Here is an 18,336-nt window from a genome sequence, read left to right on the forward strand (position 1 = left end):
GTGAGAGGTCGGAAAACGAAAGTAGGAAGAAAACTGCTTCGTTTTCCTCCTACTCGATTCTATAGGGCAGATAATAAATATGTGTAGAGATACAAATTAAATTTTTAAAAAACTTGCCTTGCGGCGATTTTCTTTTGACAATAATTCAGAAATGGATGTAATAGGATTGTAATATTGTTTTGTTTTTACTCAAAAATGTATCAATGTGATATTGTTTTTGCGGATTGTTGTGTATATTTGCATCGTTTTAATGCAATATTCATTTTTATGTGTGGAATCGTTGGATATATTGGAAACCGCCACGCTTATCCCATTCTGATTGAAGGGCTGAGGCGTTTGGAATATCGTGGTTATGACAGTGCAGGTGTTGCACTGATGAGCGACTCTTGCCATTTGAATATATATAAATCGTTGGGCAAGGTCGCTGATCTGGAGCGTGTGGCTGAAAAGCAGGATGTGACCGGCCGTATGGGCATTGCTCACACTCGCTGGGCTACGCATGGTGAACCAAGCACAGTCAATGCTCATCCGCATTGTTCGTCTGATGGCAATTTGGCTTTGGTTCATAACGGCATTATTGAGAATTATGCGGCACTGAAAGAGAAACTGGCAGCTAAGGGGTATACGTTTAAAAGCAGTACAGACACGGAGGTTCTGGTGCAGCTGATAAGTTATATACAGAATCAGGGCAATCTGGATTTGCTGACGGCTGTGCAGTTGGCTTTGCGTGAAGTGGTCGGGGCTTATGCCATTGCCGTAATCGACAGAAGGTGCCCTGACGAGATTATTGCGGCCCGCAAGAGCAGCCCTTTGGTTGTAGGGATAGGCAAGGATGAATTCTTTCTTGCCTCCGATGCAACTCCCATGGTTGCTTATACCAACAAGGCTGTGTATCTTGAAGATGGAGAGATTGCCGTATTGCATGCTGGCATGCCTTTGCGGATTGTTAACCTGAATAATGTGGAATGTTCGCATGAAGTTCAGATTATTGCCATGAATATTGGCCAGTTGGAGAAAAACGGTTTTCCGCATTTCATGCTTAAGGAAATTTATGACCAGCCCGGATGTATAAGCGACTGCATGGGCGGAAGGGTTAATCCCGATGCGGGAACGGTGACACTGTCTGCCGTTTCCAACTTTAAGGAGCGCCTGGCCGGCGCCCATCGTTTTATTATCGTTGGCTGCGGAACTTCCTGGCATGCCGGCCTTATCGGGAAGCAGTTGATAGAAAGCTTCTGCCGTGTGCCTGTCGAGGTGGAATATGCGTCTGAGTTCCGTTACCGTAACCCTGTCATTTCTTCGGATGATGTGGTGATTGCCATTTCGCAGAGCGGCGAAACAGCCGATACGCTGGCTGCTGTTGAACTGGCCAAAGAGAAAGGTGCGTTTATTTATGGGATATGCAACGTAGTAGGCTCGTCGATAGCCCGCGCTACTGATACGGGTTCCTACATTCATGTGGGGCCGGAAATAGGTGTCGCTTCAACCAAGGCGTTTACCGGTCAGGTCATGGTGCTTGCATTGTTGGCTTTGCTTCTCGGAAAGGAAAAAGGCATTGTTTCTGAGGAAGAATATCATCAGACTGTAGCCGGACTGGTGGAAATCCCCGGCAAGATGCGGGAAGTGCTGAAGCAGGACAGTCTTATCGCAGACTTTTCCAAGATGTTTACCTATGCGCGCAACTTCATTTATCTGGGCCGGGGATATGCTTTCCCAGTGGCTCTTGAAGGGGCGCTGAAGCTGAAGGAAATCTCGTATATTCATGCCGAGGGCTATCCGGCCGCAGAGATGAAGCATGGTCCGATCGCTCTTGTAGATGCAGAGATGCCTGTGGTGGTAATTGCGGCGCAATCGGCACTGTATGACAAGGTGCTCAGTAACATTCAGGAAATCAAGGCCAGAAAAGGAAGGGTCATTGCCGTTGTGACCCGAGGCGATACCGAAATAAAGAAGCTGGCAGACTATTGCATTGAGTTGCCGGATACGTTGGAGTGTCTGCTTCCTTTGGTAGCTTCTATTCCGCTGCAGCTTCTGGCTTATCATATAGCTGTATATAGAGGAATGGATGTTGACCAGCCTCGTAACCTGGCGAAGTCGGTTACGGTCGAATAGGAAAGGCATGACGGAATTTGGTTGTAAAAAGGCGATGTCATGTTGACCGAAGTGAAATATCTTGCATGCATCAGCTTATGTTTCCGAGATTGACTTCGTCGGGCGTTGTTTCTTTGCTTTGCTCGGGATGTGAGGATGAAAGTTGACTTGTGTTTTGGCATACCCTCTTGTCTGGAGAGTGAAAAAGCAGACGGATTTCAGGAGGATGCACAGGCGCATTCTCTTGAAACCCGATGTTGCATCAAAGCCGTTTCAGGGCAATTTTTATGACCTTCTCAACGGGAGCTTCCGGTTCTTCTTTCAGAATTGCCGAAACAACCTTTTGCGAAGGTGCCTGGGCAAATCCCAGCATGGTCAGCGCAGCCACGGCTTCTTCATAAATTTCGCTGTGTACGACTGTGCTGATGGTATTTGCCGGAGCCGACGGACTGATGCCGATGGAGGAGATTTTATCTTTCAGCTCTACGATGATGCGCTGGGCTGTCTTCAGTCCGATGCCTTTTACAGTTTTCAGCAGCTTGTCGTTTCCGTTGCTGATCACATTGCACAGTTCGGCTGGTGACAATGCCGATAAAATCATGCGTGCGGTGTTTCCTCCTATTCCGGATACTGAGATCAGCATCAGGAACAGTTCGCGTTCTTCTTTAGTAGCGAATCCGTAGAGTACGTATGCGTCTTCGCGGATAGCTTCATAAATGTAAAGTTTGACGTTTCTTTTTCCTTGGACGGCAGAATAGGTGTTGAGTGAAATATTGATGGCATAGCCCAAGCCGTTGCAGTCGACGACCGCCAGTGCCGGCGTTTCTTCTACAAGTTCTCCTTTGATATATTCAATCATGATTTTTTGATTAATCGTAAATTGCAGGCAAAAATAGCTATAAAAAACTTATAAATTGTAAGTATAGGCAGGATATTTGAAAAAACGCTTCTTTCTTCTTTTTTAGAATAGTTCTGCTTTTGTATTTTTGCAGCGTTGAAAGAAACCGATTATTAAATAATATCAATAAGAAAGATGAAAAAGATTAGAGCAGCCGTCGTTGGTTACGGCAATATCGGAAAGTTTACGCTGGAAGCGCTTGAGGCCGCTCCCGATTTTGAAGTGGCAGGTATCGTACGCCGTCATGGGGCAGAAAACAAGCCGGCAGAGCTGGCCGATTATGAAGTGGTGAAAGACATCAGGGAACTGAAGGATGTAGATGTGGCTATTTTGGCTACTCCGACTCGCAGTGTAGAGCAATATGCAAAAGAAATTCTGGCTCTCGGCATCAATACGGTCGACAGCTTTGACATTCATACGCAGATTACCGGCTTGCGCCGTTCGTTGGGCGAAGTGGCCAAAACGCACAATGCGGTTTCGGTGATTTCTGCCGGCTGGGATCCGGGAAGCGATTCGGTTGTCCGCACGTTGCTGGAGGCAATCGCTCCGAAGGGAATCACTTACACCAACTTCGGTCCGGGACGCAGCATGGGACATTCGGTAGCCGTTCGTGCCATCGACGGTGTGAAGGATGCGCTGTCGATGACCATTCCGGTGGGAACAGGCATCCATCGCCGTATGGTTTATGTGGAGCTGGAGGAAGGAGCTGACTTCAAGACCGTGGAGGCGGCTATCAAGTCTGATCCGTATTTTGTGAATGATGAAACGCATGTGAAGCAGGTGGCTTGCGTGGACGACTTGAACGATGTGGGTCACGGTGTGAACCTTGTCCGTAAAGGCGTTTCGGGAAAGACGCATAACCAGCTGTTCGAGTTCGACATGAAGATCAACAATCCTGCCCTGACAGCTCAGGTTCTGGTGTGCGTGGCACGTGCTTCCATGCGCCAGCAGCCGGGATGCTATACCATGATTGAAATTCCTGTTGTCGATCTGCTTCCGGGCGACCGTGACGAGTGGATTGCACATCTGGTGTGATAAGATTTGTCTGCCGTGTAGCAGTCGGCTGATTGCCGTGCGGCTGCTTTCCGTTACCCTGCAACAGTTGGAGGATTGTTGCAGGGTAATTTATTTTGTTTCGCAGGAAATGATTATTTTTGCGTAGATCAAATCGGTGCAGCTATGAAAACAATGCAGCTTTTACTTGCCGGATGCCTGCTTGCCTTGACGGGATGTGCAGGCAGGCGGCAAGCAAGCAATCCGCAGGCAGTTGCTGACACAGTTCAGACAGTGCAGGAAGATACGGCTCTCCGGAGCATGGAAGACAGTCTGGCGTCCGGCCAGAAGTTGGGAGGCGGAAAGTTTCTTTCCGAAAAGGAGCTGGACGCTTTGCAGGAAGAAATATGGAAGCGTTTGCGGATGCCTGAGAATAAGGCGGTACGCGCCAATGTGTCGATGTCGGGAGTCGGCTTGCAGGAAGTGACGTTCTGGCTTGTGATGAATACCCCCGAACGGAGGAAAGAGTTTCGCGAGAAGATAATGGACGCTCCCTGTCTTCGGTTTGAAGGTTCTGACGGAAACGAACCGTGCACGAAAGTCGGTACGTCTGATACGTTGGGTATCCGCCTGGAACCGTTTTCTCCTTCCTTTCCGGCCGAGTCCGAAAAGGCTTTTTTTGCATTGCATAACTGGAGCGGCATGAAGCTTACATACGGTGCCCGCTATTCGCTGGCTTGCGAACGGAACGGACGGTGGTACGTTCTTCCTCTCCGAGGATCGTTTGTTGATTTGGGTTATGTGCTTTCTCCGGGGGATAGCGCGACGTTTGAGGCGAATCTGCTTCCTGACGTACATCCCAACAAGCCTGGCCGTTACCGTTACTTTAAAGAGGTAAGTGTGGGAGAAAGCCGCCGGAAAATATTGATGATGGCGGAGTTTCGTTTGAAATGAGCCGTGCCGGGCCGCCAGGCAAGCCGGAAGAGCGGACAAAAGATCTGTCCTGTTTTAATTTTTAACAGAACTTCTGCCATAGTACAATCGCTTTTTTGTTCCTTTGCAGAAAATAATTGTAAAAAAGAAGAAACGAAATGACTTTAGCAAGTATTGTATGGGATGTAGATCCCGTCATGTTACATCTTGGTTCGATCGAAATCCGCTGGTATGGACTGATGTGGGGATTGGGTTTCATATTGGCATACGAAATCGTGTCGCGCCTGTTCAAGAAAGAAGGCTATCCCGACAGTTGGGCCGACAAACTGTTTATATACTGCATCGTAAGCAGTGTGGTAGGCGCGCGCTTGGGCCACTGCCTGTTTTACGAGTGGGATTATTACGGAGCGCATCCGCTGGAAATCCTGAAAATATGGAAGGGAGGACTGGCCAGTCACGGCGGGGTGTTCCTGCTGATTCTGGCACTGGTGTGGTATTCGAAGAAAGTGACGAAGAAGAGCGTATGGTGGCTGTTCGATCGCATGATACCTGCCGTGGCAGTCGTGTGCATGTGCATCCGTTTCGGAAACCTGATGAACTCCGAGATATTCGGCTATCCCACCTCATTGCCGTGGGGTTTCGAATTTGTGCGTTCGCGCGAGTGGCAGGAACTTTATAACCGTGACGGGGTTGCGCAGCCCTGCCATCCGACCCAGATTTACGAAATGCTCTATTGCCTGGTAGCTTTTGTCGTTTCGTGGGTGATGTATCATAAATACCTTCTTCAGAAATATATCGGGCTTATCACCGGCGTGTCTTTGCTGATATTCTTCGGCTCCCGTTTCGGACTGGAGTTCATGAAGAATCCGCAGGTGGCGGAAGAAGCGGACATGATGCTGAACATCGGCCAGTGGCTCAGCGTTCCTCTCATTCTTTTGGGCGCATATCTGATAGCCACCTGCAGAAAGCGGAAAGAAGCCTTCTGATATTTTTCCGGTCAGTTATTTGCTGCCGGCAAAAGCGTTCCGTCGTTTCATAAAAATGGCGGAACGCATTTTTATGCTCTTGTCCGGGCGAAGGCTTTCGTTCCGGTTGGGTAAAAGTCGGACTTCCCGTACAAAATCTTTATTTCCAGCCTGAAGATAAAAAATGTTTCTTTTTTGTGCGTGCAGGCGTTGCTGAAATGTTTCTTGATATAGCATAAATGTTGCGGAGAAACAAATTTGAATATGGGGGAAACATTCTTTTCATTGTTTTTCATTCCAATGTGATACATTTGCGGTGTTCGAATTTGAACAAGCTGATGATAAAACAATGTTTAACAATTAAAATTTAATGCGTAATGAAAGGCATAAAAAGAACATTCCTCTTTGCGTTTTTCCTTATGGGACTATGCGCGACGCTCCATGCCCAGAACATGCAGGTGAGCGGGACAGTGGTTGCCAAGGCGGACGGATTGCCCGTCATCGGTGCTTCTGTAATAGAAGTAGGCAATACACAAAATGGCATTGTCACAGATCTGGACGGTAAGTTTACCTTGACAGTGAAACAAGGTTCCGAGATTTCTGTTTCATACGTTGGATGCAAGCCCCAGACGCTAAAGGCGCAGGCAGTGATGAACATCATTCTGGAAGAAGATTCCGAAATGTTGGATGAAGTGGTGGTGACAGGCTATACAACTCAACGCAAAGCTGACTTGACGGGTGCCATTTCGGTGGTTGATATGGACGAGTTGTCAAAGACCAATGAGAACAACCCGATGAAAGCCTTGCAAGGCCGTGTGCCGGGTATGAACATTACGGCTGACGGTAATCCGAGCGGTTCCACTACTATCCGCATCCGCGGTGTCGGTACGTTGAACAATAATGATCCGCTCTATATCATAGACGGAGTTCCTACTAAAGCAGGTATGCACGAACTGAACGGAAACGACATTGAGTCAATCCAGGTTTTGAAGGATGCGGCTTCCGCTTCCATCTATGGTTCGCGTGCAGCAAACGGCGTTATCATCATTACTACTAAGAAGGGAAAGGAAGGGAAGCTGAGCGTGACTTTCGACGCTTCTGTTTCTGCCTCCATGTACACGAACAAGATGGAAGTGCTGAATGCGGAGGAATACGGCAGGGCGATGTGGCAGGCATACGTCAACGATGGTCAGGATCCGAACACCAATCCGTTGGGCTACAAATACAGTTGGGGATATGATGCCAACGGTTATCCTCAGCTGAATGGCATCAGCATGTCCCGTTTCCTTGATTCAGACCATACCGTTCCTTCTGCCGATACAGATTGGTTTGACGAAACTACCCGTACAGGAGTGATTCAGCAATATAACGTATCTGTAAGCAACGGATCGGAAAAAGGTTCTTCTTTTTTCTCTTTGGGGTATTATAAAAACAAAGGTATTATCAAGGAAAGTGATTTCGAACGCTTTTCTGCCCGTATGAACTCGGATTACAAGCTGATAGGCGATATTCTGACTATTGGAGAACATTTTACATTGAACCGTACTTCAGAGGTACAGGCTCCGGGTGGTTTCTTGGAGAACGTGCTTCAGTTCAACCCCTCTTTACCTGTATATGACATCAACGGAAATTTTGCCGGTCCGGTGGGTGGCTATCCCGACCGTGAGAATCCGGTAGCTCGTCTGCAGCGTAATGCGGATAACCGTTATACTTATTGGCGTATGTTCGGTGATGCTTATATTAATCTGAACCCGTTCAAAGGTTTCAATATTCGTTCTACTTTTGGCTTGGACTATGCTCAGAAACAGCAGCGTATTTTTACTTATCCTATAACGGAGGGCAATGTCGCCAACGACAGAAATGCAATCGAGGCCAAACAGGAGCATTGGACCAAATGGATGTGGAATGCGGTAGCTACCTACAACCTGGAAATCGGCAAGCATCGTGGAGATGTGATGGCCGGTGTTGAGTTGAACCGTGAAGATGACAGCTGGTTTTCAGGCTATAAAGAAGATTTTGCGATTCTCACCCCTGACTATATGTGGCCGAATGCCGGTGTCGGAACTGCACAGGCTTACGGTAAGGCTGAAGGTTATTCTCTGGTGTCTTTCTTCGGTAAATTGAATTATACGTATGCTGACAAGTATTTGTTTTCAGTGACAGTGCGTCGGGACGGTTCTTCCCGTTTTGGCAGAAATAACCGTTATGCGACATTCCCTTCTGTATCAGCCGGCTGGCGTATCAGTCAGGAGAAATTTATGAAAAATCTGACGTGGTTGGATGACTTGAAGGTCCGCGCTTCATGGGGACAGACCGGTAATCAGGAAATTTCCAACATCGCCCGTTATACTATTTATGTTCCGAATTACGGTACTTCTGCTTTCGGAGGTCAGACTTACGGAACTTCATACGATATTGCCGGTGTCAATGGCGGAAGCATTCTTCAATCCGGATTTAAACGTGACCAGATTGGGAATGACGATATCAAATGGGAAACCACAACACAGACTGACCTTGGATTGGATTTCTCTCTTTTCAATCAGAGCTTGTATGGGTCATTCGACTGGTATTGGAAGAAGACCACTGACATTCTTGTACAGATGGCAGGTATTGCTGCTATGGGCGAAGGCAGTTCGCAATGGATCAATGCCGGTGAAATGGAAAACAAAGGTTTTGAATTCAACATCGGTTACCGCAATACAACCGCTTTCGGTCTGAAATACGATTTGAATGCGAATATCTCGGCTTACCGTAATAAGATTACAGCTCTTCCTGCTACTGTCGCTGCCAACGGAACGTTCGGAGGAAATGGAGTGGAAAGTGTAATCGGTCACCCGAACGGTTCACAGGTCGGTTATGTAGCCGACGGTATTTTCAAATCGCAGGAAGAAATTGACAATCATGCGGCTCAGGAAGGCGCTGGGCTGGGACGTATCCGATGGAGAGACCTTGACGGCAATGGTGTAATCAATGAATCAGACCAGCAATGGATTTATGATCCGACCCCTGCTTTCAGCTACGGCTTGAATATCTATCTTGAATATAAGGGCTTTGATTTGACCATGTTCTGGCAGGGTGTTCAGGGTGTGGACGTTATCAGTGACTTGAAGAAAGAAACTGATTTGTGGAGCGGACTGAATATTGGTTTCCTGAACAAGGGCAAGCGTGTGCTTGATGCCTGGTCACCCACGAATCCGGATTCGGATATTCCGGCATTGTCCCGTGACGACATCAATAATGAAAAACGTGTGTCAACTTATTTTGTGGAAAATGGTTCTTTTTTGAAACTCCGTAATATTCAGTTGGGATATAATGTACCCGAAAAATGGGCACAAAAAATGAAGATGGAAAGACTCCGTCTGTATGTTAGTGCCCAGAATGTGCTTACAATCAAGAGCAAAGAATTTACGGGGGTTGATCCTGAAAATCCGAACTTCGGCTATCCGATTCCGATGAATCTGACTTTTGGTGTCAATGTTAGTTTTTAACCAATTAAAAATTGAGGATTATGAGAAAAATATTATATACGACTGTTTTGGGATTGGCTCTCGTTTGTGCCGGCTGCTCTGATTTCTTGGAAGACCAGGTGCCTCAAGGGACGATTGATAACGAAACATTGCAGAATCCTGAATATGTGGACAATTTGATAATTTCCGCTTATGCAATATGGATTACGGCGGAAGACATCAACTCTTCTTTCACAATGTGGAATTATGATGTCCGTTCGGATGACGCTTATAAAGGTGGAAACGGAACGGAAGATGGTGATGTGTTCCATACGTTGGAGATTTCACAAGGTATCATGACTACGGCCTGGAATATCAGTGACATGTGGCAGCGTCTTTACAACTGTATCTCGCGCGCCAATACCGCGTTGCAGTTGTTGAATCAGGTAGATGAAACAGTTTATCCGCTTAAGCAGCAGCGAATTGCAGAAATGCGATTCCTTCGCGGACATGGCCATTTTCTTTTGAAGCAGCTTTACAAGAAGATTGTTTTTGCGAACGACGAAAACCTTTCTCCGGAAGAATACAACAACCTTTCGAACACGACTTATTCGAATGATGAAGGATGGCAGTTGATAGCCGATGATTTCCAGTTTGCATACGACCACCTGCCTGATACGCAGGCAGACAAGGGCAGACCGACAAAGGCAGCCGCTGCCGCTTACCTGGCAAAGACGTATCTTTATAAGGCTTACCGTCAGGACAATCCGGAAAATAATGAAGTGACCGGCATCAATGCGGACGACTTGAAGAAAGTGATTCAATATACGGAAAAGAGCATCATGACTGCTGGAGGGTATGGATTGGAATCGGATTTTCATAACAACTTCCGTCCGGAGCCTCAGTATGAGAATGGGGTTGAATCGTTGTGGGCCATGCAGTATTCCATGAATGACGGAACAACTTATGGCAACTGCAATTGGGGATATGGTCTGATAGTGCCTAATATTCCGGGAGTGACGGATGGCGGATGCGATTTCTACAAGCCGAGCCAGAATCTGGTGAACGCCTTCAAGACGGATGCTGACGGCCATCCTTTCTTCGACACGTTCAATGACGCGGATTATGAGATGACGTCGGACAATGCCGATCCTCGTCTGTTCCTTACCGTCGGTATGTCTGGCCTGCCATACGAGTTCAATGAAAACTATATGATGGACAGAACATCCACGTGGAGCCGGAGCAACGGACTGTATGGCTATTACGTGACGTTGAAGCAGAATGTCGATCCGGATTGCGACTATATCATTAAAGGCAACGGCTATTGGGGCAGTTCGATGAATCACATTGTCCTCCGTTATGCGGATGTGCTGTTGATGCGTGCCGAGGCGTTGATTCAATTGAACGACGGTCGTATAGATGAGGCTGTAAGCCTTATCAATGAGGTTCGTAACCGGGCAAAGCAGAGTACGGCCATGATTTCAAATTATCCTGCCGATTATCACGTGATGTTTAACGTGCAGCCGTATTCGGGCGCATATTCGCAAGAAGAGGCTTTGAAGATGCTGAAATTTGAGCGTCGTGTGGAACTGGCGATGGAGTGCGACCGTTTCTTTGACCTGGTACGTTGGGGAGAGGCAGCAGAGGTGCTGAACAAATACTATGCGGGGGAAGCTGACAATTGCACAATCTATACGAACGCTTCGTTTACCAAGAATAAAAACGAATACCTGCCCATTCCGTTTGCGCAAATCAGCGCAAGCAACGGCCATTATACCCAGAACTGTGGCGGTTGGTAATGTTTGACTTTATAAATTGAATATATGAAAACAAAGACAATGATAAACAAACTGTTCCTCTTGTCGGGGCTGTTTGTGACGGCGGTTGCATTTGGAGGATGCAGCGATGACAATACTTCAGACAATTTCCGGTTGGACGGCGATTGCTGGCTGACAGACTTGGCGTTGGATGAATATGAGGGGACAATCGACAACGAGGCTATGACGGTGACGGTGGGCGTTCCTGTGGGCTATGACACGAAGGCGATGGAGGTAACCGACGTCAAAGTGTCTGAAGGCGCTATGGCTTCCATGAAAGTAGGAGATGTGGCAGATTTCTCTTTCGCGCAGACGCTGCAAGTGACAAATGGAAATGCCTTTTTGGAATATACGGTAAATGTGAAGCATGACGAGGCGAGAATTACCGAGTTCCGGTTGAACGACAGCTATATAGGGGTCATTAATGAAGACGCTCATACCATTCTGGTGCGTGTCCCGACTGCTGTAGACATTACAAGCATGGTGGCTTCCATTACGACTTCCGAAGGAGCGGAAGTGACTCCTGCTTCCGGTCAGGCTATTGACTTCTCGCAACCGGTAGAGTTTACGGTAGTTTATAATTCCGCTACGACGGTCTACACGGTTACGGTGGAGCAATCCGATTCTCCAAGCGCTGTATATGTGGGCTTGGCTTCTTCCATCGACCAGCTGAATGCGGAAGAGAAGGAAGCGGCGACATGGATGTTGCAGAATGTGTCAAACTCTCAGTATGTGTCATTCGAGGATGTGCGCGCGAGTCGGGTTGATTTGAACGAATGCAAGGTGATGTGGTGGCACTTCCACGTTGACAACGGTTTGGATAATATGGATAAGTTTGATGCGGCTGCGCCGGATGCAATCAGCGCCGTTGTGAAGATGAAGGAGTTTTATGACAATGGAGGAAGTTTGTTGCTTACCCGTTATGCAACTTACTATGCGGTGAAGATGGGTGCCACGAAAGACGGAAGCAATCCGAACAACTGCTGGGGACAAGTGGAAGAAACAGGTGAAATAACAGGAGGTCCGTGGAGCTTCTTCGTAGACGGACATGAAGACCATCCGCTTTATCAAGGGGTGGTTGAAACGATTGACGGCAAGCAAGGCGTTTACACTTGTGATACGGGTTATCGCATAACGAACAGCACTGCTCAGTGGCATATCGGTTCTGATTGGGGCGGATATTCTACATTGGAGGATTGGCAGACTAATCACGGCGGCATTGATTTGGGATATGGCAGCGATGGTGCGGTTGTAGCATGGGAATATCCGGCAAATGCGGCCGGAGGACGTATCCTCTGTATCGGTTCGGGCGCTTACGATTGGTATTCTTATGGCGTAGACGTATCGAATGACCAATATCACGGCAATGTGGCGGCGATGACCCTCAATGCAATCAACTATTTATCCGGTGAATGATTAATTTTATAAACGACAATAATATGAAAACAATGATATACTCTTTAGCTTTGACTGCTTTGCTGCTGCCGTTGGGCAGTTGCAGCGATGAAGACCCCGTCTTGACGCAAAAGGACTGGGACGGAACAGCGACTTATTTCGCTTCGACCGACGAGATGACGTTCGGCACATATTACAAACCATACGTGGGCTATGTGGGCGACCCGATGCCGTTTTATGATCCGGTGGCCAAGGACTTCAAGGTTCTGTATCTTCAGGATTATCGTCCGAATGCGGAAACTTATCATCCCATCTGGGCGGTGAGTACGGCGGATGCGGCTTCGTACACTTCGTTGGGGGAACTGATTCCTACAGGAACGGTGTCGGAACCTGATGCTGCCATCGGGACGGGAAGTACAATTTATGATGAAGCGGAAAAGCTGTACTATACCTTCTATACGGGGCATACGGCGGGGCAAGAAGTGGTCATGGTGGCCACTTCCCCCGACTTCAAGGCATGGACAAAAAACAGGTCGTTCTATCTGGCGGGAAGCGACTACGGGTACAGCAGGTCAGATTTTCGTGACCCGTTTGTGTTTAAGGGCAATGACGGCGCATACCACATGCTGGTTTCCACGATGGAGGGAACGAAAGGCAAACTGGTTGAGTTCACTTCGCCCGATTTGAAGACTTGGAGTCATGCAGGCGTTTTCATGACCATGATGTGGGACCGTTTCTATGAGTGTCCGGACCTGTTCAAGATGGGTGACTGGTGGTATCTGGTCTATTCAGAGAAACATGCGGTAATCCGCAAGGTGCAGTATTTCAAGGGACGCACTTTGGACGAATTGAAGGCGGCCACTGCGAATGATGTCGTCACTTGGCCGGACAGTCACGAAGGCTTCTTGGATTCAAGGGGATTCTATGCAGGAAAAACCGCTTCAGACGGGACGAACCGCTACATTTGGGGATGGTGTCCGACACGCGCAGGAAACGACAATACGAATGTGGGCGCATCTCCGAACGAACCGGAATGGGCGGGAAATCTTGTGGCTCATAGGATAATCCAGCATGAGGACGGTACGCTTACCTTAGGCGCAGTGGAAGGCATCGACAGGAAGTATGCATCGGAGCAAGAAGTGAAGATTATGTCGCAGAGTGAGTCGGGAGTGGCGAATAACAATGGCGTTTACACGATGACGGGCGATTCATACATGTTGTTCAATAGGTTGCAGGTGCACAATAAAATCTCGTTTACGGTAAAGACGGCTTCTGCCTCTGACAAGTTCGGCTTCTCGTTGGTTCGCGGAACGGACTCCAAGAAGTATTATTCGGTCATAGTCAATCCGGAACCGGGAACAACGAGAAAAGTCAATTTTGAAGAGGAAGGCGAAGAGGGAAAAGGCTTCATCGAAGGCATAGACGGGTATGTGTTCAATACTCCATCTGACAATGTGTACAACATCACGGTCTATACGGACAATTCGGTCTGTGTGGTTTACATTAACGACGATGTGGCTTATACCAACCGTATTTACGGTATACAGAAGAATTGTTGGTCAATCAACAATTACGGCGGTTCGATTGAGGTGAGTGACATTAAGGTAAGCGTTCAGGAATGAAAGGAAACGGGCTGTTTGCTCACAGGCAATCCGGTGCTTTGTCCGAGGCAAACGCCTGCTTTTTCCGGTGAAAGGAGAAACGTGTCGGAATCTTATTTTCCAGACAAAATTTAACTTTAAAATGATAAGGTCGATTATTTGATTAAGAAATAATGAAAACGATGAAACATAGCGATTTGTCTGCCATCAGAAAAACATCCTGCATGGGGATTCTTTTGTGTGCCGGTCTTATAGCCAGTGCACAGGGAAACCTGCAGATCCGCCCTCTGGCCAACGAGCAGAACATTGTCCTTGTCAAAGAGGCGAAGAAATACTTGCTGCTCCCTGTGCAGGACAATGCGCCGGAAGGCAAAGTGTATATTATAGTGAACAATCAGCATCAGGGCGTGGCTGCGAACGTGCGTCTGGCGCGTGAGAAGGTGGACTATTATGTGCCGCTCGATTTGTCGGAATACGAGGGGCAGGACATCTCGATTGATGTGCAGGGAATGCCCGAATCGTCCCTCTGCTGGAAGAAGATAAGCCTGTCGGACACATTTGACACGACGAACCGTGAGAAGTTTCGTCCCGTTTATCACCACACGCCGTCCTACGGATGGATGAACGACCCGAACGGGATGTTCTACAAAGACGGCGTATGGCATCTGTATTTCCAGCACAATCCATACGGCTCCACGTGGGGAAACATGACTTGGGGGCATTCCACTACTACTGACCTTGTGAACTGGAAGTTCGAAGGCGATGCCATTCTGCCCGATGCGTGGGGTTCCATATTCAGCGGTTCGGCGGTGGTGGACTACGGCAATACGGCCGGTTTCGGCGAGGGAGCGGTGATTGCTTTCTATACTTCCGCAAAGTCTACCCCGTGGGGAGATACCCAGACCCAGAGCATGGCTTACAGTACGGACAACGGGAAAACCTTCACGAAATACGAGCACAATCCGGTCGTCACTTCCGTCAAGCGTGATTTCCGCGACCCGAAAGTTGTTTGGTATGCGCCCGGAAAGCATTGGGTGATGGTGCTTGCAGGCGGACAGGAGATGGAATTCTATTCGTCAAAGAATCTGAAAGACTGGAAATACGAAAGCAGTTTCGGCGCAAAGCAGGGTGCGCATGGCGGCGTATGGGAGTGTCCGGATTTGATCGAACTGCCGGTGGAAGGTACGAAGGAAAAGAAGTGGGTGCTGATATGCAACATCAATCCGGGCGGACCTTTCGGAGGCAATGCAGCCCAATATTTCGTCGGAACGTTTGACGGGAAGAAGTTCGTGAACGAATCGCCGACACAAACCAAATGGATGGACTGGGGAAAAGACCATTATGCCACGGTCACTTTCAACAACGCGCCTGCCGGACGCTGTGTGGCTCTCGGCTGGATGAGCAACTGGCAATATCAGGCGGTGCTTCCGACCATGCAGTTCCGTGGCTCGAACACCATTGCGCGCGACCTTACGCTTTACCGTCAAGATGGGGAGCTGCTGCTGAGATGCGCCCCTTCCGCTGAAATAGAACAGGCACGCGAAGGGAAGACCGTGATTCCTTCGTTCAAGGTGAGCGACTCTTATGAGCTGCCGAGTCTGATTGACGGCAATGAAGGTGCGTATGAGATAGACATGACTATCAAGAATGCGGGCGCGTCGAGAATTGCGTTCAATCTGGAAAATGGCAAGGGAGAGAAGGTGAAGATGTATTATGACGTAATGCGCAAGCAGTTTGTGATGGATCGCAGCGAGAGCGGAAAGGTGGATTTCAGTACAGATTTTCCCGCCGTTACGGTTGCTCCGACACCTGAAACGGATAACATCCGCCTCCGTCTGTTTGTCGACCGTTCAAGCATCGAGGCTTTTGGCGAGGAAGGCAAGTTCGTGATGACAAATCAGATATTCCCTTCGGAACCTTACAACAAGATGTCGTTCGTGTCTGTCCGTGGAAACTTCACAGTCAAATCAATGACGGTCTATCGAATTAATTATTAACCGTTAACCATTAACTGAAAATCATGACAACTGACAACAAGATGAAATATGGAAAGTTGGTTCCCGTTATGCTCTGCTTCTTTGCGATGGGCTTTGTCGATTTAGTGGGAATCGCGTCGAACTATGTGAAGGCCGATTTGGGGCTGACTGATTCGCAAGCGAACATTTTCCCGTCGCTGGTGTTCTTCTGGTTTCTGATATTCTCGGTGCCGACGGGAGTATTGATGAATAAAATCGGGCGCAAGAAGACTGTCCTGCTCAGCCTTGCGGTGACATTTGCGTCACTTCTGATTCCGATTTTCGGCGGCAGTTACGGAGTGATGCTTTGTTCGTTTTCTCTGCTGGGTATCGGAAACGCCTTGATGCAGACTTCGCTTAATCCGCTTCTGAGCAACATCATCTCCGGCGACCGTCTGGCGAGTACGCTGACATTCGGCCAGTTCGTGAAGGCTATCGCTTCGTTCCTCGCTCCTTACATTGCCATGTGGGGTTCTATACAGGCCATTCCGAATTTCGGCTTGGGCTGGCGCGTGTTGTTCCCTATTTATATGATCATTGCAGTCTTTGCCATCCTGCTGCTTTCCGCCACTCCCATTGAAGAGGAAAGAGCGGATAGTGCCTCAGGTTTCAAGGCTTGCCTGAAACTTCTCGGAAAGCCGTTCATCCTGCTTTCTTTCCTTGGCATCATGTGCCATGTGGGGATTGATGTCGGCACGAACACTACGGCTCCGAAGATTCTGATGGAACGTGTGGGGATGAGCCTGACCGAAGCCGGATTTGCAACCAGCCTTTATTTCATATTCCGTACACTCGGCTGTTTTTCCGGTGCGTTCATTCTGCGTGCGGTATCGTCCAGGTCGTTCTTCCTTATAAGCGTATGCTGTATGCTTCTGGCGATGGTCGGGCTGTTTGCGTTCGATTCGCTTGCCGTCATCTATGTATGTATTGCCTTAATTGGTTTTGGAAATTCGAACGTGTTTTCTATCGTGTTCTCGCAGGCCTTGCTTGCCGAGCCGGAGAAGAAGAATGAAGTTTCCGGACTGATGATAATGGGACTGTTTGGCGGTACGGTGTTCCCGCTGCTGATGGGGTTTGCCAGTGATGCGGTCGGTCAAGACGGTGCTGTTGCCGTAATGACGGTTGGTGTGCTTTATCTGTTGTTTTATACTTTGAGAATCAAACATTAATTTTATATCATCATGAATAACACGATTGTAGTTGGAATGGGTGAAGCACTTTGGGATGTGCTTCCGGAAGGCAAGAAGTTGGGCGGTGCTCCGGCAAATTTCGCTTATCATATCTCACAGTTCGGGCTGGAAAGCCGGGTTGTAAGTGCCGTAGGCGATGACAAGCTGGGCATTGAAATTCTGGACAATTTCCGTGAAAAGAAACTGAACGGCATGATTGAAGTTGTTCCTTATCCTACGGGGACGGTGCAGGTGGAACTGGATGCAGAGGGAGTTCCCTGTTATGATATCAAGGAGGGCGTGGCATGGGACAACATTCCTTTTACTCCGGCTTTGGAAGGCTTGGCACGTCAGACACGTGCGGTATGTTTCGGTTCGCTGGCGCAGCGGAGTGTAGTTTCACGCGAAACCATCAACCGTTTTCTTGATGTGATGCCGGAGGGAGATGGACAGTGTAAGATTTTCGATATAAACCTGCGGCAGGGATTCTATACCAAGGAGATTCTCTGCAACTCGATGCGCAAGTGCAACATTCTGAAGATTAATGATGAAGAGTTGGTGACTGTCAGCCGTATGTTCGGTTATCCGGGCATTGACTTGCAGGACAAGTGTTGGATTCTGCTTGCCAAATACAACTTGAAGATGCTGATTCTGACCTGCGGCGTGAATGGAAGCTATGTGTTCACTCCAGGGGAAGTTTCGTTCGTGGAAACTCCGAAGGTGGAGGTGGCAGATACAGTAGGTGCGGGCGATTCGTTCACCGCGACCTTTGTGGCAGCCATTCTGAATGGCAAGCCTGTTGGCGAAGCGCACAAACTGGCTGCAGAGGTTTCGGCTTATGTCTGCACGCAGAACGGAGCAATGCCTGTCCTCCCCGATTATCTGAAAGATAAGCTTAGATAAAGCGTCGGTCCAGATGCCTGTGTGCAGAAAACACAAAAACACAGTTATTGTACCTGATTAAAGTTTCTCGAGTACTTATTTCTGTGTTTTTGTGTCTTTTGCATTAATTG

Annotated in this window: 12 protein-coding genes; 11 read left to right on the forward strand and 1 reads right to left on the reverse strand. The window is 48.2% G+C overall.

Translation table 11 applies throughout. The annotated features are described in order from the left end of the window. The first annotated feature begins 267 nt into the window (after positions 1–267). Positions 268–2,112: a glutamine--fructose-6-phosphate transaminase (isomerizing) gene (gene glmS / locus QUW60_RS14045; protein WP_289561244.1), complete on the forward strand. Its 1,845-nt coding sequence runs from the start codon at positions 268–270 to the stop codon at positions 2,110–2,112. A gap of 241 nt (positions 2,113–2,353) precedes the next feature. Here the strand turns inward: glmS and ruvA are convergent, their stop codons facing one another. Next, positions 2,354–2,950, reverse strand: a complete 597-nt coding sequence (ruvA, locus tag QUW60_RS14050) for a Holliday junction branch migration protein RuvA (protein WP_258338815.1) — start codon at positions 2,948–2,950, stop codon at positions 2,354–2,356. A gap of 174 nt (positions 2,951–3,124) precedes the next feature. Here ruvA and QUW60_RS14055 point away from each other — a divergent pair, with 174 nt between their 5' ends. From QUW60_RS14055 to QUW60_RS14100, 10 genes are all read left to right on the forward strand, one after another. Further along, positions 3,125–4,024 (forward strand): diaminopimelate dehydrogenase, encoded by a 900-nt coding sequence (locus QUW60_RS14055; RefSeq protein ID WP_258338816.1) that lies wholly within the window; start codon positions 3,125–3,127, stop codon positions 4,022–4,024. A gap of 144 nt (positions 4,025–4,168) precedes the next feature. Further along, complete coding sequence (locus tag QUW60_RS14060; protein WP_289561246.1) at positions 4,169–4,936, forward strand: immunoglobulin-like domain-containing protein; 768 nt, start codon at positions 4,169–4,171, stop codon at positions 4,934–4,936. Positions 4,937–5,073: 137 nt separating this feature from the next. Continuing rightward, complete coding sequence (lgt, locus tag QUW60_RS14065; RefSeq protein WP_289561248.1) at positions 5,074–5,901, forward strand: prolipoprotein diacylglyceryl transferase; 828 nt, start codon at positions 5,074–5,076, stop codon at positions 5,899–5,901. 398 nt (positions 5,902–6,299) lie between these two features. Next, a complete protein-coding gene (locus QUW60_RS14070; RefSeq protein WP_434736873.1) occupies positions 6,300–9,368 on the forward strand; it encodes a SusC/RagA family TonB-linked outer membrane protein in 3,069 nt (1,022 codons plus the stop codon). Between the two features lie 20 nt (positions 9,369–9,388). After that, entirely contained in the window at positions 9,389–11,125 is a 1,737-nt protein-coding gene (locus QUW60_RS14075; RefSeq protein ID WP_258338819.1) for a RagB/SusD family nutrient uptake outer membrane protein, read from the forward strand. 24 nt (positions 11,126–11,149) lie between these two features. Next, a complete protein-coding gene (locus tag QUW60_RS14080; protein WP_258338820.1) occupies positions 11,150–12,559 on the forward strand; it encodes a DUF4960 domain-containing protein in 1,410 nt (469 codons plus the stop codon). A 23-nt stretch (positions 12,560–12,582) separates the two neighbouring features. Beyond that, positions 12,583–14,160, forward strand: a complete 1,578-nt coding sequence (locus QUW60_RS14085) for a glycoside hydrolase family 32 protein (protein WP_289561252.1) — start codon at positions 12,583–12,585, stop codon at positions 14,158–14,160. Positions 14,161–14,363: 203 nt separating this feature from the next. Beyond that, entirely contained in the window at positions 14,364–16,136 is a 1,773-nt protein-coding gene (locus QUW60_RS14090) for a glycoside hydrolase family 32 protein (RefSeq protein ID WP_258338846.1), read from the forward strand. A gap of 23 nt (positions 16,137–16,159) precedes the next feature. Continuing rightward, on the forward strand, positions 16,160–17,323 hold the full coding sequence (locus tag QUW60_RS14095) for an MFS transporter (RefSeq protein ID WP_289561254.1): 1,164 nt from the start codon (positions 16,160–16,162) through the stop codon (positions 17,321–17,323). Positions 17,324–17,335: 12 nt separating this feature from the next. After that, on the forward strand, positions 17,336–18,226 hold the full coding sequence (locus QUW60_RS14100; RefSeq protein WP_258338823.1) for a carbohydrate kinase family protein: 891 nt from the start codon (positions 17,336–17,338) through the stop codon (positions 18,224–18,226). Positions 18,227–18,336: the final 110 nt, after the last annotated feature.

This window comes from Bacteroides gallinaceum (genome assembly GCF_030373775.1).
In the GTDB taxonomy this organism is placed as follows: Bacteria; Bacteroidota; Bacteroidia; order Bacteroidales; family Bacteroidaceae; genus Phocaeicola; species Phocaeicola excrementipullorum.